The sequence below is a fragment of the Acidovorax sp. SUPP1855 genome, from assembly GCF_030158955.1.
Lineage (GTDB): Bacteria > Pseudomonadota > Gammaproteobacteria > Burkholderiales > Burkholderiaceae_C > Paracidovorax.
The window spans coordinates 46,508-71,028 of the sequence record NZ_BQXI01000008.1 but is presented as its reverse complement, the minus strand read 5'-3'; the positions used below and the strand labels follow the sequence as shown (position 1 = coordinate 71,028).

Annotated in this window: 19 protein-coding genes; 11 read left to right on the top strand and 8 right to left on the bottom strand. The window is 67.0% G+C overall.

Annotated features, from left to right (window positions below):
* The first annotated feature begins 77 nt into the window (after positions 1 to 77).
* Positions 78 to 1,175: a cell division protein ZapE gene (gene zapE, locus AVMA1855_RS09170; protein ID WP_284425472.1), complete on the top strand. Its 1,098-nt coding sequence runs from the start codon at positions 78 to 80 to the stop codon at positions 1,173 to 1,175.
* Between the two features lie 14 nt (positions 1,176 to 1,189).
* Positions 1,190 to 1,891: a hypothetical protein gene (locus tag AVMA1855_RS09165; protein WP_272563808.1), complete on the top strand. Its 702-nt coding sequence runs from the start codon at positions 1,190 to 1,192 to the stop codon at positions 1,889 to 1,891.
* 88 nt (positions 1,892 to 1,979) lie between these two features.
* Here the strand turns inward: AVMA1855_RS09165 and AVMA1855_RS09160 are convergent, their stop codons facing one another.
* A complete protein-coding gene (locus AVMA1855_RS09160; protein WP_272563807.1) occupies positions 1,980 to 2,768 on the bottom strand; it encodes a PP2C family protein-serine/threonine phosphatase in 789 nt (262 codons plus the stop codon).
* A gap of 196 nt (positions 2,769 to 2,964) precedes the next feature.
* Between AVMA1855_RS09160 and yoaA the strand changes: the two genes are divergently transcribed.
* Positions 2,965 to 5,049 (top strand): DNA repair helicase YoaA, encoded by a 2,085-nt coding sequence (yoaA, locus tag AVMA1855_RS09155; protein WP_284425471.1) that lies wholly within the window; start codon positions 2,965 to 2,967, stop codon positions 5,047 to 5,049.
* On the opposite strand, the gene AVMA1855_RS09150 is transcribed toward yoaA, so the two are convergent.
* The gene (locus AVMA1855_RS09150) at positions 5,012 to 5,809 is read right to left on the bottom strand and encodes an outer membrane protein assembly factor BamD (protein ID WP_272563805.1); all 798 of its coding nucleotides are present in this window, start codon (positions 5,807 to 5,809) and stop codon (positions 5,012 to 5,014) included. The two genes, yoaA and AVMA1855_RS09150, sit on opposite strands and share 38 nt — an antisense overlap.
* Before the next feature lie 187 nt (positions 5,810 to 5,996).
* Between AVMA1855_RS09150 and dnaE the strand changes: the two genes are divergently transcribed.
* The 3 genes from dnaE (at position 5,997) to clpA (ending at position 12,405) form a co-directional block, all read left to right on the top strand.
* Positions 5,997 to 9,545, top strand: a complete 3,549-nt coding sequence (dnaE, locus tag AVMA1855_RS09145) for a DNA polymerase III subunit alpha (protein WP_284425470.1) — start codon at positions 5,997 to 5,999, stop codon at positions 9,543 to 9,545.
* An 82-nt stretch (positions 9,546 to 9,627) separates the two neighbouring features.
* Entirely contained in the window at positions 9,628 to 9,996 is a 369-nt protein-coding gene (clpS, locus tag AVMA1855_RS09140; RefSeq protein WP_272563803.1) for an ATP-dependent Clp protease adapter ClpS, read from the top strand.
* A gap of 57 nt (positions 9,997 to 10,053) precedes the next feature.
* Positions 10,054 to 12,405: an ATP-dependent Clp protease ATP-binding subunit ClpA gene (gene clpA / locus AVMA1855_RS09135; RefSeq protein ID WP_272563802.1), complete on the top strand. Its 2,352-nt coding sequence runs from the start codon at positions 10,054 to 10,056 to the stop codon at positions 12,403 to 12,405.
* Between the two features lie 141 nt (positions 12,406 to 12,546).
* On the opposite strand, the gene AVMA1855_RS09130 is transcribed toward clpA, so the two are convergent.
* Entirely contained in the window at positions 12,547 to 13,950 is a 1,404-nt protein-coding gene (locus tag AVMA1855_RS09130) for a lytic murein transglycosylase (RefSeq protein ID WP_284425469.1), read from the bottom strand.
* A 61-nt stretch (positions 13,951 to 14,011) separates the two neighbouring features.
* Here AVMA1855_RS09130 and sbcB point away from each other — a divergent pair, with 61 nt between their 5' ends.
* The 3 genes from sbcB to AVMA1855_RS09115 all read left to right on the top strand — a co-directional run bounded on the left by sbcB (position 14,012) and on the right by AVMA1855_RS09115 (position 18,664).
* Positions 14,012 to 15,448, top strand: a complete 1,437-nt coding sequence (sbcB, locus tag AVMA1855_RS09125) for an exodeoxyribonuclease I (protein ID WP_284425468.1) — start codon at positions 14,012 to 14,014, stop codon at positions 15,446 to 15,448.
* Positions 15,449 to 15,517: 69 nt separating this feature from the next.
* Positions 15,518 to 16,378, top strand: a complete 861-nt coding sequence (locus tag AVMA1855_RS09120) for an NAD-dependent protein deacetylase (RefSeq protein WP_284425571.1) — start codon at positions 15,518 to 15,520, stop codon at positions 16,376 to 16,378.
* 174 nt (positions 16,379 to 16,552) lie between these two features.
* Positions 16,553 to 18,664 (top strand): sigma-54-dependent Fis family transcriptional regulator, encoded by a 2,112-nt coding sequence (locus AVMA1855_RS09115; protein WP_284425467.1) that lies wholly within the window; start codon positions 16,553 to 16,555, stop codon positions 18,662 to 18,664.
* Here the strand turns inward: AVMA1855_RS09115 and AVMA1855_RS09110 are convergent.
* From AVMA1855_RS09110 to adh, 3 genes are all read right to left on the bottom strand, one after another.
* Positions 18,624 to 19,061, bottom strand: a complete 438-nt coding sequence (locus AVMA1855_RS09110; RefSeq protein ID WP_272563798.1) for a DUF779 domain-containing protein — start codon at positions 19,059 to 19,061, stop codon at positions 18,624 to 18,626. The two genes, AVMA1855_RS09115 and AVMA1855_RS09110, sit on opposite strands and share 41 nt — an antisense overlap.
* Positions 19,062 to 19,066: 5 nt before the next feature.
* Positions 19,067 to 20,101: an alcohol dehydrogenase AdhP gene (gene adhP / locus AVMA1855_RS09105; RefSeq protein ID WP_284425466.1), complete on the bottom strand. Its 1,035-nt coding sequence runs from the start codon at positions 20,099 to 20,101 to the stop codon at positions 19,067 to 19,069.
* 109 nt (positions 20,102 to 20,210) lie between these two features.
* Positions 20,211 to 21,731 carry an aldehyde dehydrogenase gene (adh, locus tag AVMA1855_RS09100; RefSeq protein WP_284425465.1) on the bottom strand — a complete coding sequence of 507 codons (1,521 nt, stop codon included), beginning with the start codon at positions 21,729 to 21,731 and terminating at the stop codon, positions 20,211 to 20,213.
* Positions 21,732 to 22,043: 312 nt separating this feature from the next.
* Between adh and AVMA1855_RS09095 the strand changes: the two genes are divergently transcribed.
* Positions 22,044 to 22,424 carry a TfoX/Sxy family protein gene (locus tag AVMA1855_RS09095; protein ID WP_284425464.1) on the top strand — a complete coding sequence of 127 codons (381 nt, stop codon included), beginning with the start codon at positions 22,044 to 22,046 and terminating at the stop codon, positions 22,422 to 22,424.
* Between the two features lie 265 nt (positions 22,425 to 22,689).
* Entirely contained in the window at positions 22,690 to 23,403 is a 714-nt protein-coding gene (locus tag AVMA1855_RS09090) for a YebC/PmpR family DNA-binding transcriptional regulator (RefSeq protein WP_272563794.1), read from the top strand.
* 88 nt (positions 23,404 to 23,491) lie between these two features.
* Here the strand turns inward: AVMA1855_RS09090 and AVMA1855_RS09085 are convergent, their stop codons facing one another.
* A complete protein-coding gene (locus AVMA1855_RS09085) occupies positions 23,492 to 23,785 on the bottom strand; it encodes a hypothetical protein (protein WP_272563793.1) in 294 nt (97 codons plus the stop codon).
* A 73-nt stretch (positions 23,786 to 23,858) separates the two neighbouring features.
* Complete coding sequence (locus AVMA1855_RS09080; RefSeq protein WP_284425463.1) at positions 23,859 to 24,392, bottom strand: hypothetical protein; 534 nt, start codon at positions 24,390 to 24,392, stop codon at positions 23,859 to 23,861.
* Between the last annotated feature and the right edge of the window lie 129 nt (positions 24,393 to 24,521).

The window sequence follows — 24,521 nt, the reverse complement described above, 5'->3', positions numbered from 1 at the left end:
TTTGGGTAAAAATGGCTGCCTGCGCTTGAAACACTAGCGCAGGCAGCTATATTTTTTATAGCGTTTGGAGTGTGCGTGTGAATGTGAAGCAGGCGTATGAGGCGGAGCTGGCCAGCAAGGGCTATCAAAGCGATCCGGCCCAGCTGCGCGCCGTCGAGGCGTTGCAGCGGTGTGCCGACGATTGGGCGCTGTACAAGGAGCGCCGCTCCAACGCCTTGAAGAAGCTCATCAACCGGCCCGAGGTGCCGCGTGGCGTGTACATGTACGGCGGCGTGGGGCGGGGCAAGAGCTTTCTCATGGACTGCTTTTTCAACGCCGTGCCCATCCGCCGCAAGGTGCGGCTGCATTTCCACGAGTTCATGCGCGAAGTGCACCGCGAACTGGCGGGCCTGCAGGGCACCGTCAATCCGCTGGATGTGCTGGGCGAGCGCATCTCCAAGCGCTACAAGCTCATCTGCTTCGACGAGTTCCATGTGGCGGACATCACCGACGCGATGATCCTGCACCGCCTGCTGGCGGCGCTGTTCGACAACGGCGTGGGTTTCGTCACCACCTCCAATTTCGAGCCCGACGGGCTGTACCCCGGCGGGCTGCACCGCGACCGCATCCTGCCGGCCATCGAGCTGCTGAACCAGCGGATGGAAGTGGTCAATGTGGACAACGGCACCGACTACCGCCGCCGCACGCTGGAGATGGTGCGGCTGTACCACACGCCGCTCGGGCCCCAGGCCGATGCGGAGATGTCCGAGGCGTTCGACCAGCTGGCCGAAGTGCGCGACGAAGACCCGGTGCTGCACATCGAGGCACGCGAGATCCGTGCGCGCCGCAAGGCCGGCGGTGTCGTCTGGTTCGATTTCAGCGTGCTGTGCGGCGGGCCCCGCTCGCAGAACGACTACCTGGAAATCGCCGCGCAGTTCCACACCGTGCTGCTGTCGGACGTGCCCCACATGCCCGTGTCGATGGCGTCGCCGGCCCGGCGCTTCACGTGGCTGGTGGACGTGCTGTACGACCGGCGCGTCAAACTCATCCTGTCCGCCGCCGTGCCGCCCGAAGCGCTGTACACCGAGGGCCCTCTGGCCCATGAATTTCCGCGCACCGTCTCCCGGCTCAATGAAATGCAGTCCAAGGAGTTCCTGGACCTCGAGCGGCGCGTGGTGGACACCGGACTGACGTAACCTCTTTTCTCACCATGCCATCCTTCCAACGCTTTTTCTTTGCCACCGCACTGGCGCTCGCCTCGACGCTGGCGGTGGCCCAGTCACCGCTGGCTGCATCGCGCGCCGCTGCCGATGCCGCGCAGGCCGAGCGCCGCGCCGAGCGGGACCAGATCCAGCGCGACCGCCGCGCGCTGGAGGCGCGGCGCATCAAGGAAGAGGCTGTCTGCTATCAGCGCTTTTCCGTCGAAGACTGCCTGATCGGCGTGCGGGCGCAGGTGCGGGACCAGGAAAGCGCCCTGCGGCAGCGCGAAGTGGCCTTGAACGACGCCGATCGCCGCGAAAAGGCGGCCTTGCGCGTGCAGTCGATCGAGCAAAAGCAGCAGGAGCAGCGCGAGAAGCTCGAAGCCGGCGAACGCCCGGCGCCCATGCAGGCCGCATCCCGCGCCCAGGCGCAAGCGCAGGGCCGTGCGGAGCGCGAGCACGACGCGCAGCAGCGCGCCGCACAGCAGCATTCGCGGGAGCAGTCGCACGACGCCGCCAAGGCCGAGCGCGCGGCGGCGCAACCCGGCCAGATTTCCGAGGCGCGCGCCCGCTACGAGGCCAAGCAAAAGGCCGCCCAGGAGCGGCGCGAAAAGCACGAGAAGGCGCGGGCCGATGCCGAAGCCCAGGGCCGCAAGCCGGCAGCGGCGCTGCCACCGCCACCGCCGGTTCCATCGGCCAGCGCTGCCCCCTGAGGGCGGCGGCGAACCGCGTCTCGCACCAGGCACGTTGCCCCGCCATGGTTGGCCCGGCCCTTGGAGCGGGTGGCTCCGGGCGCTCGGCTCAGCGGACGAGCCGGGCCGGCTTCTTCTCTTCGGCCAGCGCCTCGATCTTCACGATGGCGAGCGAGAGGTTGTCTCCGCCGCCACGGGCCCGTGACCGCGCTTTCTCAATGAGGAATTCCGTGGCCTCGCGCGGCGACAGCGAGTCCACCACCGAGGCCAGTTCCGTCGGCGAAAAATAGTGCCACACGCCGTCGCTGCACGCCAGGAGCACGTCGCCCGGCAGCAGTTGCGGAATCATGTGCTGGGCCACCGGCGGATCGCTCTCGGTGCCAAGGCAGCCCACCAGGATATTGGAGTGCGGATGGGTGTTGGCCTCGGCCTCGGTGATTTCGCCGCGGTCGACCAAGGCCTGCACATACGAGTGGTCGCTGGTGCGATGGGCCAGCCGCGCGCCCTGGAAGTGGTAGATGCGCGAATCGCCGGCATGCGCCCAGTGGCAGTCGCCCCGGGGATTGATGATGAAGGCCGCCACCGTGCTGTGGGGCTCCTGCTCGGCCGAGATGGCGGTGAGGCGGATCACGATGTGCGCCTCTTCCACCATGTGCTTGAGCATCGTCGCGGTGTCGTCGGTGTCCGGCGAATACCGCTCGAACCATTGCCGGGCCGTGAGCATCACCTGGTCGGACGCCTTGCGCCCTCCGCTGCGCCCCCCCATGCCGTCTGCCACGACCCCGAGCACGCAGCCGTTGTAGCGGGGGTGGGCGATCAACGCGACCTGGTCCTGCTGGTATTCACGATCGCCTTTGTGGATGCCGGTTGACGCAGTGAGGCGAAACGGTTTGGTCATGGCAGAAATGGTGGAAGGCGCGGGCCGGCCGAAGGGCCGGGCGAAGCACGTATTATCGGGCGCCCTTTGGCGGTTTTGCCATGCGACGCCTCTCCTTCCTTCTTTCCTTGCACCGCCTTTTTTCCTGTCCGTCTGCTCCCGGTCCCACCATGCGGTCCGGTCCGGTCGCCCGCGAACGCAGGCGGGGATGAGCGGCATGGAACTGCCTCGCATCGAATCGCTCGTCCATGGCGTGCGGGCCGCGTTCGAAGAGGGCGGCGTGCTGTCGCTGGCCCAGGCGCATTTCTCGCCCCGCGCCGGCCAGACCGAGATGGCGCTGGCGGTGGCCGAGACCATCGAGCAGGGCGGCGCCCTGGTGGTGGAGGCGGGCACGGGCGTCGGCAAGACGTTTTCCTATCTGGTGCCGGCGCTGCTCAGCGGCGAGCGGGTGCTGGTGTCCACCGCCACCAAGGCGCTGCAGGACCAGCTGTTCGCACGCGACCTGCCCCGCCTCGTTCAGGCGCTGGCTTTGCCGGTGCGCACCGCGCTGCTCAAGGGGCGGGCCAGCTACCTTTGCCTGCACCGCATGGAGTTGGCGCGCCAGGACGGCGCCGCGCACGATGCGGCCGTGGCGCGGGTGCTGGCCCGGGTGGAAACCTGGTCGCAGGGCACGGTGAGCGGCGACCTGGCCGAGCTGCCGGGGCTGGATGAGCGGTCCCCGGTGATTCCGCTGGTCACGTCCACCCGCGAGAACTGCCTGGGTTCGCCGTGCCCGCGCTTTCGGGCGTGCCATGTTCACCGTGCCCGGCGCGAGGCGCTGGCCGCCGATGTGGTGGTGATCAACCACCACCTCTTTTTTGCGGACCAGGCTGTTCGCGATTCCGGCATGGCTGAACTACTGCCTTCCGTGCGCGTCGTCGTCTTCGACGAGGCGCACCAACTGAACGAAACCGGCGTGCAATTCATGGGCCGGCAAGCCTCCACCGCGCAGTTGCTGGACTTTTCGCGCGACGTGATGGCGGCGGGCCTGCAGTTCGCCCGCGGGCTGGCCGATTGGTTGGGGGTGGCCGCCGCGCTGGACCGCGCCGGCCGCGACCTGCGCCTGGCCGCAGGTCGTGCCCCGGCGGGTTCGCGGTTGCGCTGGACCGGCGAGGTGCCCGACGGGGTGGATCCCGGCGAATGGCATGCGGCCATGCACCAGGTGGTGGGTGCCTGCCGCGCCGCTCTGGCGGCCCTGGACACCGTGAGCGAGATCGCCCCGGACTTCGTGCGCCTGCATGGCCGTGCGGTCCAGCTCATGGAGCGCATGGACGGCTTTTCCCAGCCCTGCGGCGCGGATGCGGTCCGATGGGTGGATGTGGCGGGCGCATTGCGGCTCGTGGAAGCGCCGCTCGACATCGCGGGCCCGATGCGGTCCCTGTGGCAGCTGCCTGCCGGTGAGCCCGAAACCGAGGCATCGGCCTGGGACGAGCCGGAAGCGTCCGCAGTGCTGTCGCAGGGCAAGCCCCGTGCATGGATCTTCACCTCGGCCACCCTGGGGGACGATGCGAGCCTGCGCTGGTTCACCGAGCCTTGCGGTTTACAGGACGCGCGCATCCTGCGGGTGGAGAGCCCGTTCGACTATGCATCGCAGGCGGCCTTCCATGTGCCCCTGGAACTGCCCAAGCCTTCCGACCCCGCCCACAGCGCGGCATTGGCAGCCTGGGTGGGCGGCGCGGTGGTGGTGCTCGGAGGGCGCACCCTGGTGCTCACCACCACGCTCAAGGCCCTGCGGACCATCGGCGATGCGCTGCAGGCCCGGTTCGCCGCGGATTCCGGCATCGAGGTGCTGATGCAGGGCCAGTGGCCGAAACGGCGTTTGATGGAGCGGTTCCGCGAAGGCGCGTCCGAGGGGCGGGCAGGGTGCGTGCTGGTCGCGTCCGCCACGTTCTGGGAAGGGTTCGACGTGCCGGGTGAGGCCTTGCAACTGGTGGTGATCGACAAGCTGCCATTTCCGCCACCGGGCGATCCGTTGGTAGAGGCGCGCTCCCAGCGGCTGGAACAGGCCAAACGCAGTGCCTTCCGGTACTTTTCGCTGCCGGAGGCCGCGATCGCCCTCAAGCAGGGTGCGGGGCGGTTGATTCGCAGTGAGAGCGACCGGGGCGTGCTGGTGGTGGCCGACACCCGCCTGGTCGAGATGGGCTACGGCAAGCGCCTGCTGTCAGCCTTGCCACCCATGCGGCGCCTTCACACGGCGCAGGAATTCGATGCGGCGCTGCGCGCGCTCACCACACCTTCCACCACGGCTCCGACTTGGCCTTGAGGCCATCGCGGTTCAATTCGCTCTGCGGGTAGGAACTCGCCATCACACGTTGCGCATCGTCGCGCAACTGGGTCATGCCCAGCGCATCGTAGGACTTCACCAGGATGTACAGGGCCTCTTCCAGCGCAGGCACTTCCTTGTAGTCGGCCAGGGCGATCTGGGCCCGGCTGATGGCTGCCACATAGGCGCCGCGCTCGTAGTAGTAGCGGGCCACGTGCACTTCGTACTGCGCCAGGGAATTGACGATGTAGGTCATGCGCTGGCGTGAGTCCTGGGCATAGCGCGATTCCGGGAACCGCGTGGTCAGCTCGCGGAAGGACTCGAACGAATCCTTGGCCGCCTTCTGGTCGCGCTCGGACAGGTCCTGCCGCGACAGCCAGGAGAACAGCCCCAGGTTGTCGTTGAAGTTGACGAGGCCCTTCAGGTACAGCGCGTAGTCGTAGGCGGGGCTGGCGGGGTGCAGCTTCATGAAGCGGTCCAGCGTGGCGATGGCCTGGGCTTTTTCGCCGGCCTTGTACTGGGCGTAGGCCTTTTCCAGTTGGGCCTGCTGTGCCAGCGGCGTGCCGGCTGCGCGGCCTTCGAGCTTCTCCAGCAGGGGCACGGCCTTGTCGTAGCCACCGCTGTTGAGTTCGTCGCGGGCTTCGGAGTAGATGCGATTGGGGCTCCAGCCGGCGGTCTTGTCTTCGGGGGTGCTGGAGCAGCCCGCCATCAGGCCGGCGGCCAGCAGGGCGGACAACAGGGGCAGGGGAAAACGCGGCATGGAGGCAGCTTTCAGGCAAAAGAAGGGCATCGGTTCCCGCTTCCGATCAGGGGCCGGGACGGCCACAGGGGGCTGGCCGCGGCGATCGGGCAGGAGCCGGATTGTACCGGCGTGCCAGCCGGCGGCCTGAACGAAACGCTGGGGCTCTGGTGGGAGGTAGGGAAGCGGCGTTCCTACAATACCCGCCATGTTTGTCCATTTGCGCCTGCACACCGAATTTTCCGTCGTCGACGGCACCAACCGCATCGATGAAGTGGCCAAGGCGGCCGCCAAGGACGGCCAGCCCGCCCTGGCGATCACCGACCTCGGCAATCTTTTCGGCGCCATCAAGTTCTACAAGGAAGCGAGGGGCAAGGGCGTCAAGCCCGTGCTGGGCGCCGAAGTGTTCGTCGAGCCCGAGGAGCCGGGCAATCCACCTTCCCGCATGATCCTGCTGGTACAGGGCAAGCAGGGGTACCTGAACCTGTCGGAACTGCTCGCGCGCGCCTGGACGCGCAACGTGGTGAAGAACCAGCCCCTTTGCACCTGGGCCTGGCTGGAGGAATTGGGCGAGGGCCTCATCGCACTGGCGGGTGCCCAGGCCGGACCCGTGGGACAGGCGATCGTGAAGGGCGACGACGCGGGGGCCGCGCGCCTGGCACTGCGGTTGGCCGGGTTGTTCCCGCATCGCTTCTACCTGGAGATCCAGCGTGCCGGCCGGCCCGACGACGAGGCCCACGTGGTGTCGGCCGTGCAACTGGCCGCCCGGCTGAACCTGCCCGTCGTCGCGACCCATCCAGTGCAGTTCGCCACGGCCGACGATTACGAGGCCCATGAAGCGCGTGTGTGCATCTCCGAAGGCGAAATCCTGGGCAACCAGCGGCGCGTGCGCAAGTTCACGCGCGAGCAATACTTCAAATCGAGCGCGCAGATGGAGGCGCTGTTCGCCGACGTGCCGTCCGCGATCGCCAACACGCTGGAGATCGCCAAGCGCTGCAACCTGACCCTGGTGCTGGGCAAGCCGCAGCTGCCGGACTTTCCCACCCCGGGTGGCATGCCCATCGACGAGTATTTCCGGGTGGCTTCGCTGGCGGGGCTGGAAGAGCGCCTGGCGCACCTGTACCCGAAGGAGGCCGAGCGCGACAAGGAGCGCCCGCGCTACCTGGAGCGGCTGGAGTTCGAGATCAACACCATCCTGAAGATGGGGTTCCCGGGCTACTTCCTGATCGTGGGGGATTTCATCCAGTGGGCCAAGAACAACGGCTGCCCGGTGGGGCCGGGCCGGGGCTCAGGCGCGGGCTCGCTGGTGGCCTATGCGCTCAAGATCACCGACCTGGACCCGCTGCAGTACAACCTGCTGTTCGAGCGGTTCCTGAACCCCGAGCGGGTGTCGATGCCCGACTTCGACATCGATTTCTGCCAGTCCAACCGCGACCGCGTGATCGACTACGTGAAGGACAAGTACGGCAAGGATGCCGTGAGCCAGATCGCCACGTTCGGCACCATGGCCGCCAAGGCCGCCATCCGCGACGTGGGCCGGGTCATGGACATGAGCTACACCTTCTGCGACGGCATTTCCAAGCTCGTGCCGGGCAAGCCCGGCATGTCGTACACGCTGCAGTACCCGCCCAACCCCAAGAAGGAAGGCGACAAGAACAACTACGCACTCGAACTGGAGCCGCTGCTGGCCGAGCGCGTGCAGAAGGAAGAAGACGTCAAGACCATCATCGAGATGGCGCAAAAGCTCGAGGGCATGACCCGCAACATCGGCATGCACGCCGGGGGCGTGCTCATCGCCCCGGGCAAGCTCACCGATTTTTGCCCGCTCTACCAGCAGCCGGGCAGCGATTCCGCCGTGAGCCAGTACGACAAGGACGATGTGGAAGCCATCGGCCTGGTGAAGTTCGACTTCTTGGGCCTGGCCACGCTGACCATCCTGGAGATCGCCAAGGAGTTCATCGTCAAGCGCCACAAGGGCCAGGAGAACTTCACGTTCGAGAACATTCCGCTGGACGATGCGCGCACCTACCAGCTGTTCTCCGATGGCAAGACCGAAGCCGTGTTCCAGTTTGAAAGCCGCGGCATGCAGGGCATGCTCAAGGAAGCACGTCCCAGCCGGCTGGAAGACCTGATCGCCCTGAACGCGCTGTACCGGCCGGGCCCGATGGACCTGATCCCCAGTTTCGTGAACCGCAAGCACGGCAAGGAGGTGGTGGAGTACCCCCATCCGCTGGTCGAGAAGGTGCTGTCGGAAACCTACGGGATCATGGTGTATCAGGAGCAGGTGATGCAGACCGCCCAGGTGCTGGGCGGCTACTCGCTCGGCGGCGCCGACATGCTGCGCCGGGCGATGGGCAAGAAGAAGGCCGAGGAGATGGCTGAGCACCGCGAGATCTTCCGCGCGGGTGCGGCCAAGCAGAACATCAGCCAGGAAAAGGCCGACGAGGTGTTCGACCTGATGGAGAAGTTCGCGGGGTACGGCTTCAACAAGTCGCACGCGGCCGCTTACTCGCTGCTGGCCTACCAGACCGGCTGGCTCAAGGTGCACTACACGGCCGAATTCTTCTGCGCCAACATGACGGTGGAAATGGACGACACCGACAAGCTCAAGGTGCTGTTCGAAGACGCCATGAAGAAGTTCGGGCTGACGTTCGAGCCGCCGGACGTGAACCGGGGCATGTACCGGTTCGAGCCGGTCACGGACAAGGTCATTCGCTACGGCCTGGGCGCCATCAAGGGCACCGGACAGCAGGCGATCGAGGCCATCATCGCTGCCCGGGACGGGCGCGGGGCGGGACCGCGCGGCGATACCAAAGGCCCTTTCACCAGCCTGTTCGACTTCTGCGTGCGCGTGGACCGCACGCGCCTGAACAAGCGCACGTTGGAGGCGCTCATCAAGGCGGGCGCCTTCGATGCCATGAACATGAACCGGGCCTCGCTCGTTGCCTCGATCGACCGGGCGTTCGACTTCGCGAACGCGACGCTGGCCAACGCCAACCAGGGCGGCCTGTTCGACATGATGGGCGAGGATGCCCACGGCTCCAGCACGCAAGAGCCCGAACTCGTCGAGATGTTGCCCTGGGGCGTGAAGGAACGCCTCACCCAGGAAAAGACGGCCGTGGGCTTCTACCTGTCGGGCCACCTGTTCGACGAGGTGGCCAGCGAGGTGCGCCGTTTCGTGCGCACGCAGATCGAGGAACTGCTCGACAGCCGAGAACCCCAGATCCTGGCCGGCATCATCAGCGATTTCCGGGTCATCAACGGGCAGCGGGGCCGGCTGGCCCTGTTCAAGCTGGACGACAAGTCCGCCACCATCGAAGCCTCGGCCGACGAGAACGTGGTCAATGCCCACCGGGACATGCTGAAGGACGACGAATTCGTGGTCATGAGCGGCCGCCTGCAGCTCGACCATTTCAGCGGCGGGCTGCGGGTGAAGGTGCAGCAGGTGTGGGACCTGGCGGCGGCGCGGGCCAAGTTCGGGCGCTACCTTCAGGTTGCCATCGGCGATACCGCGCCGGACGTGCAGCGCCTGGTGCGTGAATTCCCACCCCGCCGGCAGGAAACAGAGCAGGGCGAGGTGCTGGTGCACGGCCTTCGGGTGCGCATGGGCATCCGCTGCAAGGCCGGCCAGGGCCAGGCCGTGGCGGAGTTGCAACTGGGCGAGGGCAGCCGTTTCTTCCCTTCCGATGCCGCTTTGGCGGCGTGGAGCGCCCAGGCCGGCACCGGTTCGGTCAATGTGGTGTACGACGCGGGCTAGACGGAGCGCGGAGTGAGGCTTGAAACACCGTTGGGTGATCACTACATGGGAGAGGCTGCGTCGACCGCCGTGGCTCGCTAGAATGAAATCCATGGCAACTAAACCACCTTCCCCCACCCCCGCTCCGCCCACCAGGACGCCAGCGCGGGACGATGGCGGTTCGGTCGTGCTCGAACGTCGCACGCAAAAGACCCAGCCGCCGCAAATGTTTCAGGTGGTCATGCTCAATGATGACTTCACGCCGATGGAATTCGTCATCGTCGTGCTGCAGGAATTCTTCAGCAAAGACCGGGAAGCCGCCACGCAGATCATGCTGAAAATCCATTTGGACGGCAAAGGCGTATGTGGGGTGTATTCCCGCGACGTCGCCGCCACCAAAGTGGAGCAGGTCCGCGAGGCGGCCCACAAGGCGGGGCATCCGCTGCAATGCCTCAGCGAGCCTGTTGAATAAACGGCCTTTGGTCCCGATCTACAGTAATCCCTTCCACGCAAGCACAAAGGAGTTCACATGATTGCCCAGGAACTGGAAGTCAGCTTGCACATGGCCTTTGTCGAGGCCCGCCAGCAGCGCCACGAGTTCATTACCGTGGAGCATCTGCTGCTTGCACTGCTAGATAACCCCAGCGCAGCCGAGGTGCTGCGCGCATGTTCGGCCAATATCGATGATCTGCGTTCATCGCTGGCCAATTTCATCAAAGACAACACCCCCCAGGTCGCCGGCACCGACGAGGTGGACACGCAGCCCACGCTGGGTTTCCAGCGCGTGATCCAGCGCGCCATCATGCACGTGCAGTCCACGGGCAACGGCAAGAAGGAAGTCACGGGCGCCAACGTGCTCGTGGCCATCTTCGGCGAGAAGGATTCGCACGCCGTGTACTACCTGCACCAGCAGGGCGTCACGCGCCTGGACGTGGTCAATTTCATTGCCCACGGCATCAAGAAAGGCGAGCCGCCGGAACCCGCCAAGCCTGAGAACCAGGCCGAAGGCGAAGAGGGCGGTGGCGGTGGCGAGCGCAACGAGAAAGCCTCGCCGCTCGAGCAGTACACCCAGAACCTCAACCAGGCGGCCAAGGACGGCAAGATCGACCCGCTGATCGGCCGCCACTACGAAGTCGAGCGCACGATCCAGATCCTGTGCCGGCGCCGCAAGAACAACCCGCTGCTGGTGGGCGAAGCCGGCGTGGGCAAGACGGCCATCGCCGAGGGCCTGGCTTGGCGCATCACGCAGAACGACGTGCCGGAAATCCTGGCCGAGGCGGTCGTTTATTCGCTCGACATGGGCGCCTTGCTGGCGGGCACCAAGTACCGTGGTGATTTCGAGCAGCGCCTGAAGGGTGTGCTCAAGTCGCTCAAGGACAAGCCCAACGCGGTGCTGTTCATCGACGAAATCCACACGCTGATCGGCGCCGGTGCGGCCTCGGGCGGCACGCTGGACGCGTCCAACCTGCTCAAGCCGGCGCTCTCCAGCGGCCAGCTCAAATGCATTGGCGCGACCACGTTCACCGAATACCGCGGCATCTTCGAAAAAGACGCGGCCCTGTCGCGCCGTTTCCAGAAGGTCGATGTGGTGGAGCCGACCGTGCAGGAGACGGTGGACATCCTCAAGGGCCTCAAGTCGCGTTTCGAAGAGCACCACAGCGTGAAGTACGCTGCGGCGGCACTGCAAGCGGCGGCCGAGCTGTCGGCCAAGTACATCAACGACCGTCACCTGCCCGACAAGGCGATCGACGTGATCGACGAAGCCGGTGCGGCGCAACGCATCCAGGTCGCCAGCAAGCGCAAGAAGACCATCGGCAAGGCCGAGATCGAGGAAATCGTGGCGAAGATCGCGCGCATTCCGCCCGCGAACGTGTCCAACGACGACCGCAGCAAGCTGCAGACCATCGAGCGCGACCTCAAGAGCGTGGTGTTCGGCCAGGACAAGGCGCTGGAGGTGCTCGCTTCCGCTGTGAAGATGGCGCGTTCGGGCCTGGGCAAGGGCGACAAGCCGATCGGCTCGTTCCTGTTCAGCGGCCCCACCGGCGTCGGCAAGACCGAAGCGGCCAAGCAGCTCGCCTACATCATGGGCATCGAGCTGATCCGCTTCGACATGTCCGAGTACATGGAGCGCCATGCGGTGAGCCGCCTGATCGGTGCGCCTCCGGGCTATGTCGGGTTCGACCAGGGCGGGTTGCTGACCGAGGCGGTCACGAAGAAGCCGCACTCCGTGCTGCTGCTCGACGAGATCGAAAAGGCGCATCCGGACATCTTCAACGTGCTGCTGCAGGTGATGGACCACGGCACGCTGACCGACAACAACGGGCGCAAGGCCGACTTCCGCAACGTCATCATCATCATGACGACGAACGCGGGTGCCGAGACCATGAACAAGGCCACCATCGGGTTCACGAACCCGCGGCAGGCGGGCGACGAAATGGGCGACATCAAGCGCCTGTTCACGCCCGAGTTCCGCAACCGGCTGGATGCCATCGTGAACTTCAAGGCGCTGGACGAGCAGATCATCCTGCGCGTGGTGGACAAGTTCCTGCTGCAACTCGAAACCCAGCTGAGCGAGAAGAAGGTGGAGGTGACCTTCACCGACACGCTGCGCAAGCACCTGGCCAAGAAGGGCTTCGATCCGCTGATGGGCGCCCGCCCGATGCAGCGCCTGATCCAGGACACCATCCGCCGTGCCCTGGCCGACGAACTGCTCTTCGGCCGCCTGACCGAAGGTGGCCGCCTCACGGTGGACATCGAAGTGAAGACGGACGAAAAAGGCGTCGAGACGCCCGAGGTGCTGCTGGACATCCAGCCGCTGCCCAAGCGGGAGCGCTCGGCGAAATCCGAGCCGGCCGAGCCGGAAGAGGCCACGGCAGACTGATCGGCGGATAGATCGCCCGGCCGCCCATGGTGGCCGTCTGATGTGAAAAAGCCCGCGTTCGCCGCGGGCTTTTTCATTTCAAGTCGTGACCTGGCTGGCTTGCAGGTCGCTCAGGACGTGGTCAGGCGGCGCCGGCCCGCATCACGGCGCCATCAGCCGCTGCAGCAACTCCAAGGTGGGATAGCCGTCGGCCACCACGCCGATGCTCTGCTGGAACTGGCGCAGGCCGGCGCGCGTGGCGGGGCCCATCACGCCGTCCGCCGTGCCGGCGGAAAACCCCCGCTGGTTCAGTGCTGTCTGCAGGTCTTTCACCTGGCTGCGCGACAGGGGCTGCAGGTCCCGCGGCCAGGGGGCCACGACGCCTGTGCCGCCCTCGATCTGCCGCGCCAGCAGGCCCACCGCCAGGGCGTAGTTCACCGAGTTGTTGTAGCGCAGGATGCTGCGGAAGTTGTCGCCCACCAGGAAGGCTGGTCCGCGCGCACCCGCGGGGGCGATGACATACGCCGCACCCAGGTCGGGCAGGGGTTGCCGGTCGATGGCCACCACCCCTTCCGCGGCCCACTGGGCGGACGACTGGCGCACGGTGTTCTCGGCGCGGGCGTGATCGAAGCCCGGTGGCAGCTGCACCTCGACGCCCCAGGGCTGCCCGTTGCGCCAGCCGGAGCTGGCCAGGTAGTTGGCGGTGGACGACGCCACATCGGGGATGCTGCCCCAGATGTCGCGGCGGCCGTCTCCGTCGGCGTCGACCGCGTAGGCGAGGAACACGGACGGCAGGAACTGCGTGTGGCCCATGGCCCCGGCCCACGATCCGATCATGCGGTCGGCCGCGATGTCGCCCTGGTCCAGGATGCGCAGTGCCGCCAGCAGTTCGTTGCGGGCCCATTGGGCGCGGCGGCCCTCGAACCCCAGCGTGGCCAGCGCATCGACGGCACGGAAGGTGCCGAAATTGCCGCCGTAGTTGCTCTCCATGCCCCAGATGGCGGTGACGATCGAGGCCGGCACGCCGTACCGCGCGGCGGCGGCTTCCAGGGGCACCGCGTATTCGGCCCGCTTGGCCTGGCCCTGGGCGATGCGCTGGGCAGAAACAGCACTGTCCAGGTAGGCCCATGGGGTGCGCGTGAACTCGGGCTGCGCGCGGTCCAGCTCGATCACCCGCTGTTGCAACTGCGCGCCGGCCAGGGCCGTCTGCACGGTGTCGGGCCGGATGCCCGCCTCCAATGCGTCCTGGGTGAATGCCGCGATCCAGGCCGTGAAACCGGCTTGTTCGGCCGCAGCGGCTTCTTCCGGGCTGACCGCGGGCGCCGCGGTGTCCTGGACCAGGGGAGGAGGCGGGGCAGAGGAGATCGCAGCCGGTGGGGGCACTGCGGGCTGCGGAGGCGGCACGGCGGGAGCGGCGTGGGCCGGGGCCGCTTCCGGAGGCTGGGCGCGCGGCGCCGATGCACAGCCTGCGAGGGTCGCCGCAGCGGCCAGGGGAACCAGCCAGTGGGCTGCGCGGGTTCTGGTGGAAGGGCGGAGGGGCGATGGGGGGGCAAGGCGTCGTTGCATGCCTTATTGTCCCGCGCCCCGGCATACTTGCGGGCTTCGGTGTTACCGGCTGCACGATTTCATGCATACCTTTTTCTGGCACGACTACGAAACCTTTGGCGCCAACACGCGCCGTGACCGCCCCGCGCAGTTCGCGGGCATCCGCACCGATGCGGACCTGAACGAAATCGGCGAACCGCTGATGGTCTATTGCCAGCCCGCGCCCGATTACCTGCCTGACCCGGTGTCGTGCCTGATCACGGGCATCACGCCGCAGGTCGCATTGGAGCGTGGCCTGCCGGAGCATGCGTTCGCGGCGCGCATCGAGGCCGAGCTGGCGCTGCCCGGCACCATCGGCGTCGGCTACAACACCATCCGGTTCGACGACGAGATCACGCGCTTCATGTTCTGGCGCAACCTGATGGACCCCTATGCCCGGGAATGGCAGAACCAGTGCGGCCGGTGGGATCTGCTCGACGTGGTGCGCATGGCCTACGCGCTGCGCCCGGATGGCATCGTCTGGCCGAAGAAGGAAGACGGCTCCCCCAGCTTCAAGCTGGAGCACCTGTCCAAAGCCAATGGCCTGGCGCACGAGGCCGCGCACGATGCGCTCTCCGATGTGCGCGCCACCATCGGCCTGGCCCGGCTGATCCGCGACCGGCAGCCCAAGCTGTTCGAGTTCGCCCTGGGTCTGCATAAAAAAGAGCGCGTGGCCACCGAATTGCGCCTGCCCGCCACGGCCGATACCGCACGGCCTTTTTTGCACATCTCGGGCATGTTCCCGGCCGAGCGCGGCTGCGTCGCGGTGATGTGGCCGCTCGCCAGCCACCCCACCAACAAGAACGAACTGATCGCCTGGGACCTGGCCCACGATCCGTCCGAACTGGCCCTGCTGGGCGCCGATGCGATCCGCGAGCGGCTGTTCAGCCGGGCGGATGCGTTGCCCGAAGGCGTGACGCGCCTGCCCATCAAGACCGTGCACCTGAACAAGTCGCCGATGGTGGTGGGCAACGTCAACACGTTGACGCCCCAGATGGCCCAGCGCTGGTCCGTCGATCTGGAGCGGGCCGCCGGCCATGCTGAGGTGGCGCGCACCTTGCCCGACATGAGCGCCATCTGGGCCAGCGTGTTCGCGCGGCCGCAGGAAGCCGCACCGGACGTGGACCAGGACCTGTACGGCGGCTTCGTCGGCAACGAGGACCGTCGCCGGCTGAACCGCCTGCGTGCGCTGCCGCCCCAGGAACTCGCCTTGGCCAAGACGGGCTTCGACGACGAGCGGCTCGAAGAGCTGGTGTGGCGCTACCGTGCGCGCAATTTCCCGCATACGTTGGACGAGGCCGGCCAGGAGCGCTGGGAGGGCCACCGCGTGGCCTGCCTGATGGAAGGGGCGGGCGGCGCGCTCACCTTCGACGAATTGTTCGCCAAGCTGGACGAGCTGGGCGCCGAGGCGGATGAGCGGGGCGAGGAAATCCTGGGCGCGCTGTACGACTACGCGGAAAGCATCGCGCCCGCGATGTAGCGGGAGGCTTCGATGTCCACGACTCCGTCCCCTTTGAGTCGCACCACCACGCCAAACCCGGCCGAGGCCATGGCCGCCACCGCCGAGGCCGGCGTGCAGGCGCTGGCGGAGTTCATGGCGGCGCACCCTCGGGTGTTCGTGCTCACCGGGGCGGGCTGCAGCACGGCGGCGGGCATTCCCGATTACCGCGATGGCAATGGCGACTGGAAGCGGCCGCCGCCCCTCACTTTCCAGGCCTTCATGGGCGACGAGGCCACGCGCCGGCGCTACTGGGCGCGCAGCTTCATCGGCTGGCGCGTGATGGGGCGGGCGCGCCCTGCACCAGCGCACCATGCACTCACCGCGCTGGAAGCGGCCGGCCGGGTGGAACTGCTGCTCACGCAGAACGTGGACGGCCTGCACACGGCTGCGGGGAGCCTTCGCACCATCGATCTGCACGGGCGCATCGACACCGTGCGCTGCATGGCCTGCGAAGCCCGTTTGCCACGGGCCGAGCTGCAGGACGAGTTGCTGCGCCGCAATCCCGATTGGGCCGCGCTGCATGCGCATGCGGCGCCCGATGGCGATGCGGACCTGGAAGGCCAGGATTTCAGCGCGTTCGATGTGCCGCCGTGCCCGCGCTGCGGCGCCGGCCCGCTCAAGCCCGATGTGGTGTTCTTCGGCGAAAGCGTGCCGCGCGATCGCGTGCAGGCCGCCCGCGATGCGCTGCTGCGCGCCGACGCCATGCTGGTGGCCGGTTCGTCGCTCATGGTGTATTCGGGCTTTCGCTTCGTGCAGATGGCGGTGGACGCGGGCAAGCCCGTGGCGGTTGTCAACTGGGGCCGCACGCGGGCCGATCCGCTGCTGTCGCTCAAGGTCGAGCAGGACGTCGGAACGGCGCTGGGCGCGGTGGCCCGTGCGCTGGCTGGAGGGGCTGCCGGTCTGCTTTAAACAAGGGCTGCGCGCGGCATGGGGGCGCGCGGGTTGGGGCGTCAGGATGATCCGAGGGCGCCGCCAGGGCTTTGGAAACATCCTGGCCCTGCCATTGGTGTAAGGTGCCAGTCGTCCAAGCAACACCCTGGCGCCACGCAGCGCCGGGCGATGACAGAGCCCCAAGGAGACAGCATGCAGACGAACGCATTCCTCGGTGCGCCCGGCCCGACGCCGGGCGAGGTGGCCGCTTCGGCGGCGCAGCGGATCACGCAGGCGCACGAGCGCTCCACCGCCTTCGGCCTGCGGCGGCACGAATCGGCGGACCTGCGGCCCCTGGATGCCGAAGCCCTGGCCTGGATGGTGGCCCGCAACGAAGCGCTATTCGCCCACGCCCGCCCCGTGATGGAAACGCTGTCGGCCCAGATCGCCGGCACCCAGAGCATGGTGCTGCTGACCGATGCCCAGGGCGTGGTGCTGCACGCCCTGGGCGACGACGAGTTCCTGGACCGGGCGAGCCGGGTCGCCCTGCGCCCCGGTGCGGCGTGGTCTGAGCGCAGCAAGGGCACCAATGCCATCGGCACGGCCCTGGCGCTGGGCGAGGCGCTGCAGGTGAACGGCAATGAGCACTTTCTGCAGGCCAACCATTTCCTGACCTGTTCCTGCGCGCCCATCCTCGACCCGCACGGGCATGTGATCGGCGCGCTCGACGTGAGCGGCGACCACCGCAGCCAGAGCGCGCACACCATGGCGCTGGTGCGCATGTCGGCCAAGATGGTGGAGAACCACCTGTTCGGCAAGGTGTTCGAAGACGCCGTGCGGCTGCGCTTCCATGCGCGGCCGGAATTCCTCGGCACGCTGGTGGAGGGGCTGGCCGCGTTCACGCCGGACGGGCGCTTCCTCGCTGCCAATCGCAGCGGGCAGTTCCAGCTGGGCATGTCGGCCAACGCGTTGCAGGCGCACACGTTCTCTTCGCTGTTCGGCATGCCCATGGCGGCGCTGCTGGCGCATGCCCGCCAGGCCGTTCCGGAGCCGCTGCGCCTGCAGCTGCCCGGCGGCGTGGCGGTGCAGGCACTGGTGGAGTGTCGGCCGCGTGCGGGCACGCTGCTGCCCTGGGTCGATCCGGGCGACGGGCCACATCGGCCCGATAAGGCCGGGGCGCCAGCGGCGACCTGGCCAGGGGAGGGCGATGCACCGGGCGCGCCGCCCGCCCGGCCGCGCCCGGCCAAGCCGGCCCGGCTGTCCAGCCTGCGCTACCTGGACACGGGCGATGCCCAGCTCGCCCAGGTGATCGACCGGGTCACGCGGCTGCTGGGCAGCGACGTGTCCACGCTGATCCTGGGCGAGACCGGCACGGGCAAAGAGCTGCTGGCCCGCGCCATCCACCAGGACGGGCCGCGGCAGGGCGGCCCTTTCGTGGCGGTCAATTGCGCGTCGATTCCCGAGACGCTGATCGAGTCCGAGCTGTTCGGCTACGACGAAGGCGCCTTCACCGGCGCACGGCGCAAGGGCCATCCCGGCAAGATCGTGCAGGCCCATGGCGGCACGCTGTTCCTCGACGAGATCGGCGACATGCCGCTGTCGATGCAGGCGCGCCTGCTGCGCGTGCTGCAGGAGCGCAGCGTTTCGCCGCTGGGCGCCGCGCGGCAGGTGCCGGTGGATGTGGCCGTGGTCTGCGCCACGCACCGAAACCTGCGCGAGATGATGGCGCAGGGCACTTTCCGCGATGACCTGTATTACCGGCTGAACGGGCTCGTGGTGCGGCTGCCTGCGCTGCGCGAGCGCACCGACCTGGCCGTGATCGTCGAGCGCATCCTGCGTGCGCAGGCCGAAGCCCCCGCCAGCGCGGTGCCGCGCGTCGCGCCCGAGGCGATGGCGCTGTTCGCCGCGCACGCCTGGCCGGGCAACCTGCGCCAGTTGAGCAGCGTGCTGCGCACCGCGGCGCTGATGGCGCGGGGCGAGGCCGGGGTGATCCAGCGGGCCCATCTGCCCGAGGACTTCCTGGAGGATTGCGACCTGCTGCTGGCCCATGCCAACGGCACTGGCAACGCGGCCAAGGGAGCTACCGTCCCGGCGGCTACAACAATGCCGGGCAGTCCCCCGGTGGCGCGCAGCCCCGTCGCCGTGCCGCGCCTGGGCGATACCACCGCCGCGGCCCTGGAACAGGCACTCGCGGCCCATGGCGGCAACGTATCGGCCGCGGCGCGTGCGTTGGGCGTGTCGCGCAACACCGTGTACCGGCACCTCAGAGCGGCGCAGGCCGCGATCAGGCCCGAGGCCCCTGCGTCGGCGGCCCGAGCGCGCTGACGGCCTCCCATTCCGCGTCGCTGTACAGCCGCGACCGTGTGAGAAAGCGCAGGCCCGTGGGCCGTTCCAGCGAGAACATGCCGCCGTTGCCGGGCACCGCATCGATGATGAGGTGCGTGTGCTCCCAGTAGGCGAACTGCGAGCGGCTCATGTAGAACGGCGTGCCCGCGATCTCGCCCAGCAGCACGTCCGAATCGCCCAGCAGAAACTCCCCCAGCGCGAAGCACATCGGCGCGCTGCCGTCGCAGCACCCCCCCGACTGGTGGAACATGAGCGGGCCGTGCTGGGCGACCAGGCGCTCGATGAGCGCCACCGCCGCCGGCGTGGCCGAGACGCGGCCCACGGGCCCGGTCTCCGGGGCGGGTACCGGGGTGGAGGGGGCGGCCGGCGTGTTCATGGAGATCAGGCCGTTGCCATGTCCAGCACGATGCGCCCCTGGATCTGCCCCTGGCGCATGCGTTCGAACACGTCGTTGATGTTCTCGAGCTTTTCCGTGGCCACGGTGGCCTTCACCTGGCCGCGGGCGGCGAAGTCGAGCGACTCCTGCAGGTCGAGCCGCGTGCCCACGATGGAGCCGCGCACCGTCACGCCGCGCAGCACCATGTCGAAGATCGGCAGGGGGAAGTTGCCGGGCGGCAGGCCGTTGAGCGCCACCGTGCCGCCGCGCCGCACCATGCCCAGGGCCTGCTCGAAGGCCTTGGGCGACACGGCGGTCACCAGCGCACCGTGGGCGCCGCCGATCTCCTTTTGCAGGTAGGCGGCGGGGTCGGTGGTCTTGGCGTTCACCGTCACGCTCGCCCCCAGCTGCCTGGCGAGGTCGAGCTTGTCGTCTTCCACGTCCACGGCGGCTACGTTCAGGCCCATGGCCTTGGCGTACTGCACGGCCATGTGGCCCAGGCCGCCGATGCCCGAGATGACGACCCAGTCGCCGGGCTTGGTGTCGGTCACCTTGAGGCCTTTGTACACCGTGACGCCGGCGCACAGCACCGGCGCGATGTCCACGAAGCCGATGTCCTTGGGCAGGTGGCCCACGAAGTTCGGGTCGGCCAGGGCGTAGTCGGCAAAGCCCCCGTTGACCGAATAGCCGGTGTTGCTCTGCGATTCGCACAGCGTCTCCCAGCCGCCCATGCAATGCGTGCAGTAGCCGCACGCCGAGTGCAGCCAGGGCACGCCCACGCGGTCGCCTTCCTTCACGTGCTTGACGTTCTTGCCGACGCCGGCCACGAAGCCCACGCCTTCATGGCCCGGGATGAACGGCGGGTTCGGCTTGACGGGCCAGTCGCCTTCCGCGGCGTGCAGGTCGGTGTGGCACACGCCGGAGGCCTCGATCTTCACGAGGATCTGGTCGTCCGAAGGCGTGGGCACGGGCACTTCCTCGATGGTGAGCGGCTGGCCGAATGTGCGAACGACAGCGGCCTTCATGGTCTTGGCGGTCATGGGTGGGGAAATCCTTTCGTCTGCAGCGGATGTGCAGCGGGTTCAACGGGGTGTCGGGCCTTCACGGTAGGCCCGACACCCGGTGGCTGGGCTGATGCAGATCAAGCGATCAGAAGAAGCCCAGCGGCGCCTGCGAGTAGCTCACCAGCAGGTTCTTGGTCTGCTGGTAGTGGTCCAGCATCATCTTGTGGTTCTCGCGGCCTATGCCCGACTGCTTGTAGCCGCCGAAGGCGGCGTGCGCGGGGTACTGGTGGTAGCAGTTGGTCCACACGCGGCCGGCCTGGATGCCCTTGCCCATGCGGAAGGCACGTGCGCCGTCGCGGCTCCACACGCCGGCGCCCAGGCCGTAGAGCGTGTCGTTAGCGATCTCCAGCGCCTCTTCCTCGGTCTTGAAGGTGGTCACCGACAGCACGGGGCCAAAGATCTCCTCCTGGAAGATGCGCATCTTGTTGTGGCCCTTGAACACCGTGGGCTTGACGTAGTAGCCGCCGGCCAGGTCGCCGTCCAGGTGGTTGCGCTCGCCGCCGATCAGGCACTGCGCGCCTTCCTGCTTGCCCAGGTCCAGGTACGAGAGGATCTTTTCGAGCTGCTCCTGCGAGGCCTGCGCGCCGATCATGGTGGCCTTGTCCAGCGGGTGTCCCTGCTTGATGGCCGCCACGCGCTTCAAGGCGCGTTCCATGAACCTGTCGTAGATCGATTCCTGCACCAGCGCACGGCTGGGACAGGTGCAGACCTCGCCCTGGTTGAGCGCGAACATCGCAAAGCCTTCCAGCGCCTTGTCGAAGAAGCCGTCGTCGGCCGCCATCACGTCTTCGAAGAACACGTTGGGGCTCTTGCCGCCCAGCTCCAGCGTCACGGGGATGATGTTCTGGCTGGCGTACTGCATGATGAGCCGGCCCGTGGTGGTCTCGCCCGTGAAGGCTATTTTTGCGATGCGCGGGCTGCTGGCCAGCGGTTTGCCGGCTTCGAGGCCAAACCCATTCACCACGTTGACCACGCCGGGCGGCAGCAGGTCGCCCACCAGTTCCAGCAGCACGAGGATGGAGGCGGGCGTCTGCTCGGCGGGCTTGAGCACCACGCAGTTGCCGGCGGCCAGGGCCGGTGCGAGCTTCCATACCGCCATGAGGATCGGGAAGTTCCACGGAATGATCTGCCCCACCACGCCCAGCGGCTCGTGGAAGTGGTAGGCCATGGTTTCATGGTCGATCTCGCTGATGCCGCCTTCCTGCGCGCGGATGCAGCCCGCGAAGTAGCGGAAGTGGTCGATGGCCAGGGGAATGTCGGCGGCCATGGTCTCGCGCAGCGGCTTGCCGTTGTCCAGCGTCTCGGCCACCGCGATGGTGAGCAGGTTGGCTTCCATGCGGTCGGCGATCTTCAGCAGGGCGTTCGCCCGGTCGGTGGTGGAGGTCTTGCCCCAGGCGGTCTTGGCCTTGTGGGCAGCATCCAGCGCGGCGTTGATGTCCTTGTCGTTGGAGCGGGGGATGGAGGTGAACACCTGGCCGTTGATCGGCGAAGTGTTTTCGAAATACTGTCCGTCGACGGGCGGCACCCATTGCCCGCCGATGTAGTTGCCGTACTGCTTCTTGTAAGGGTTGGCGATGCCGAGGCTGGCGATTTCTGCCATGTTCATGGTGCATGTCTCCTGTGGTCGGTTGGGGTGTTCCACGCCACCGGGGGCGGCGCGGGCCTCTTTGTTGGCGCAATGCACGTGCCAGCCGGGTCAGGGCAGGTAATTCATCAAAATGGATAGCAAGAAAGCCAAACGGGGAAAGCGGCGGTGGCCGATTTTTCTTCGATTCGTTCAAAGCTGTATGGAACGTGGTTGCGCGCCGTGACGCAACGGGTGTTCCGTTGCGGAACAGTTTGCGGGTCGATGTGGAACACCGCCGAGCCCCGCACAATGGGCGTATTTCCTCGTCCCTGACCGCTGCACGCCTCTCCGATGAAAAAGCCGCCTTCCGCTCCCGTGAGTGCCTTCGCCCAGGAACTCCCCGGTGTCTTCGCGCCTTGGGGCTCCGTCCTGTTGCGGCGCATGTTCGGCGGCTGGGGCGTTTTTCACGAAGGCCGCATGCTGGCGCTGGTGGTGAGCGATGCGCTGTACCTCAAGGCCGACGCGCTCACCGCGCCGGTGTTCGACGCCCGTGGCCTGCAGCCTTTCGTCTACGAGCGCCATGGCCGCCCGGTGGCGCTGTCGTACCGGCAGGCGCCGGCGGAGATGTACGAAGGCCCGGCCGAAGCGGTGGAGTGGGCCGGCCGGGCGTGGGAGGCCGCCCTGCGGTCGGCTTCCAGGCCGGGTGGTTCGGTGGACAAAAAGGGGCGGTGAGCCACCGCGCCGTTCGGTGCTATTGATTTGAGAGCTACCAGGGCAATCAAAACCCCGGCGTGGGCTCTTTTTCGCCTCAAGGGCGGCGGCAACCGTGGCGGCACCGGGTCGCGGGTGTATAACCGATGCCCTCCGGGTCGGGCGCCCGTGCAGCGCTTGCGGGCGCGGGGGGCATTCGCCCCATGCCGTCGCCCGGCCCATCCAACCAATCGATCAATCAACGACGCGGGACGCCTGGAGCGCCGCAAACCAAGGAATCGTCACGATGGGCGCGCAGTGGAAAGCAAAGGGCAAGGCACAGGTCGCGGATGCCAAAGGCAAGCTGTTCGGCAAGCTGGTCAAGGAAATCATGGTCGCGGCGCGCGGCGGCGCCGATCCGGCGGGCAATGCGCGGCTGCGCCTGGTGGTGGAGCAGGCCCGCAAGGTGTCGATGCCCAAGGACACCCTGGAGCGCGCCATCAAGAAGGGTGCGGGCCTGTCCGGCGATGCGGTCAATTACGAGCGCGTGATCTATGAAGGCTTCGCCCCGCACCAGGTGGCGGTGATGGTGGAGTGCCTCACCGACAACGTGAACCGCACGGCGCCGGAAATGCGGGTGCTCTTTCGCAAGGGCCAACTGGGCACGTCCGGCTCCGTGGCCTGGGACTTCCACCATGTGGGCATCATCGAGGCCGAGCCGGCGTCTGCCGATGCGGACCCCGAAATGGCCGCCATCGAGGCGGGCGCCCAGGATTTCGAGCCCGGCGAGGAAGAGGGCAACACCACCTTCTGGACCGATCCCACCGACCTGGACCTGGTGTGCCGCGCGCTGCCGGCGCAGGGGTTCACGGTGCTGTCGGCCAAGCTGGGCTACCGGCCCAAGAACCCGGTGAACCCGGCCAATCTCAGCGCGGAGCAACTGGAAGAGGTTGAATCGTTCCTGGCCGCCATTGACGGCAACGACGACGTGCAGAACGTGTTCGTGGCGCTGGCGGGCTGAGCGCCTCCGGCACACCTGCCTTCCGAAAAAGAAAGCCGCCCCGGCCGTGAGAGGCCGGGGCGGCTTTTTCAATGCGCCAGGAGACGCTTCAGAAGTCCAGGATGTTGGACTGCACCACGGTCGGAATGTGCGATTGCACGAACGACTGGATGGTGCTGCAGGGCAGGAAGAACGGCCGCTGGGTGATCGTCACGGTGCAGGTCTGGCCGTTCACCGAAAACGTGCCAGCCACCGTACCCAATGGCGTGCCCACCGAAAAGCTGCCACCCGCGGGACCGCCCGAGATGACGCCGCCATTCTGGTGAATGAGGGCGGCGATCTTGACGAACAGGTCCTGGGCGCTGCCCGTGAAGCTCACATTGAAAGGGCTGCATGAAGCCATGGTTTTTCTCCTGCGCAATGAAAAATGGCCGAATTGGTTTGATTTTTGATTCGGCCCCTCCCTTGGTGGCAAATCAGCAGCGGCCCACCACCGTGCCGCTGAAAATGGGATTGCCGTTGAGGTAAATGGTGACCTTCAGACCCGTGGGGATGAAAGAACCGCAAGTCTGGGCGCAGGCCTTCAGTTGGCCACCGACGGGAATGCGGATCGGAGAGGTAATGCACAGGTTGCCGTAGATTGGCACCGAGAAGCAGATCTGGTTGGTGGCCGGGTTGTAGCTGGCGCCCACGCAGACGGACAGCTTCAGGGCTTCCACGCCTTCCAGGTTGGGACCGGCGGCAGCGTTGCTGAGCAGTGCAGGTGCGTGGCTGCTGCCCTCGGCGAAACCCACGGCCGTGAAGTTCGGCACATGGGTCGAGTCGTCTTGGGCGCCGTTTTGGTTGCAATTACAGTCGGACATTATGTTTCCTAGAGGGTTTGTTTTCTCTGAACAAAATACCGGCTTCAGCAAGATTGCGTGGCCGGTTGCTTTCTCATGACGCCCCTCGATTATTTTTTTAATGGCGTTTTTGACGCCGCTTAAAAATCCCCCTCGGTTGCGATTCATGAGTGGGCGGATTTTGTTCTTCGCCCCCTTTTATTGCCCTTAAAGCGGCCTTGGAAAACCTGAAGCGTTCTGAAACAATCTTGGTGTAGAGTGAGAGACCCGCCGGGGAGGCTGGGTTGTTAGAGGCGA

Coding starts and splice junctions, on each gene's coding strand:
- AVMA1855_RS09165 (WP_272563808.1), top strand. CDS start 1,190: ATGCCATCCTTCCAACGCTTTTTCTTTGCCACCGCACTGGCGCTCGCC.
- AVMA1855_RS09160 (WP_272563807.1), bottom strand. CDS start 2,768: ATGACCAAACCGTTTCGCCTCACTGCGTCAACCGGCATCCACAAAGGC.
- yoaA (WP_284425471.1), top strand. CDS start 2,965: ATGGAACTGCCTCGCATCGAATCGCTCGTCCATGGCGTGCGGGCCGCG.
- AVMA1855_RS09150 (WP_272563805.1), bottom strand. CDS start 5,809: ATGCCGCGTTTTCCCCTGCCCCTGTTGTCCGCCCTGCTGGCCGCCGGC.
- dnaE (WP_284425470.1), top strand. CDS start 5,997: ATGTTTGTCCATTTGCGCCTGCACACCGAATTTTCCGTCGTCGACGGC.
- clpS (WP_272563803.1), top strand. CDS start 9,628: ATGAAATCCATGGCAACTAAACCACCTTCCCCCACCCCCGCTCCGCCC.
- clpA (WP_272563802.1), top strand. CDS start 10,054: ATGATTGCCCAGGAACTGGAAGTCAGCTTGCACATGGCCTTTGTCGAG.
- AVMA1855_RS09130 (WP_284425469.1), bottom strand. CDS start 13,950: ATGCAACGACGCCTTGCCCCCCCATCGCCCCTCCGCCCTTCCACCAGA.
- sbcB (WP_284425468.1), top strand. CDS start 14,012: ATGCATACCTTTTTCTGGCACGACTACGAAACCTTTGGCGCCAACACG.
- AVMA1855_RS09120 (WP_284425571.1), top strand. CDS start 15,518: ATGGCCGCCACCGCCGAGGCCGGCGTGCAGGCGCTGGCGGAGTTCATG.
- AVMA1855_RS09115 (WP_284425467.1), top strand. CDS start 16,553: ATGCAGACGAACGCATTCCTCGGTGCGCCCGGCCCGACGCCGGGCGAG.
- AVMA1855_RS09110 (WP_272563798.1), bottom strand. CDS start 19,061: ATGAACACGCCGGCCGCCCCCTCCACCCCGGTACCCGCCCCGGAGACC.
- adhP (WP_284425466.1), bottom strand. CDS start 20,101: ATGACCGCCAAGACCATGAAGGCCGCTGTCGTTCGCACATTCGGCCAG.
- adh (WP_284425465.1), bottom strand. CDS start 21,731: ATGAACATGGCAGAAATCGCCAGCCTCGGCATCGCCAACCCTTACAAG.
- AVMA1855_RS09095 (WP_284425464.1), top strand. CDS start 22,044: ATGAAAAAGCCGCCTTCCGCTCCCGTGAGTGCCTTCGCCCAGGAACTC.
- AVMA1855_RS09090 (WP_272563794.1), top strand. CDS start 22,690: ATGGGCGCGCAGTGGAAAGCAAAGGGCAAGGCACAGGTCGCGGATGCC.
- AVMA1855_RS09085 (WP_272563793.1), bottom strand. CDS start 23,785: ATGGCTTCATGCAGCCCTTTCAATGTGAGCTTCACGGGCAGCGCCCAG.
- AVMA1855_RS09080 (WP_284425463.1), bottom strand. CDS start 24,392: ATGAATCGCAACCGAGGGGGATTTTTAAGCGGCGTCAAAAACGCCATT.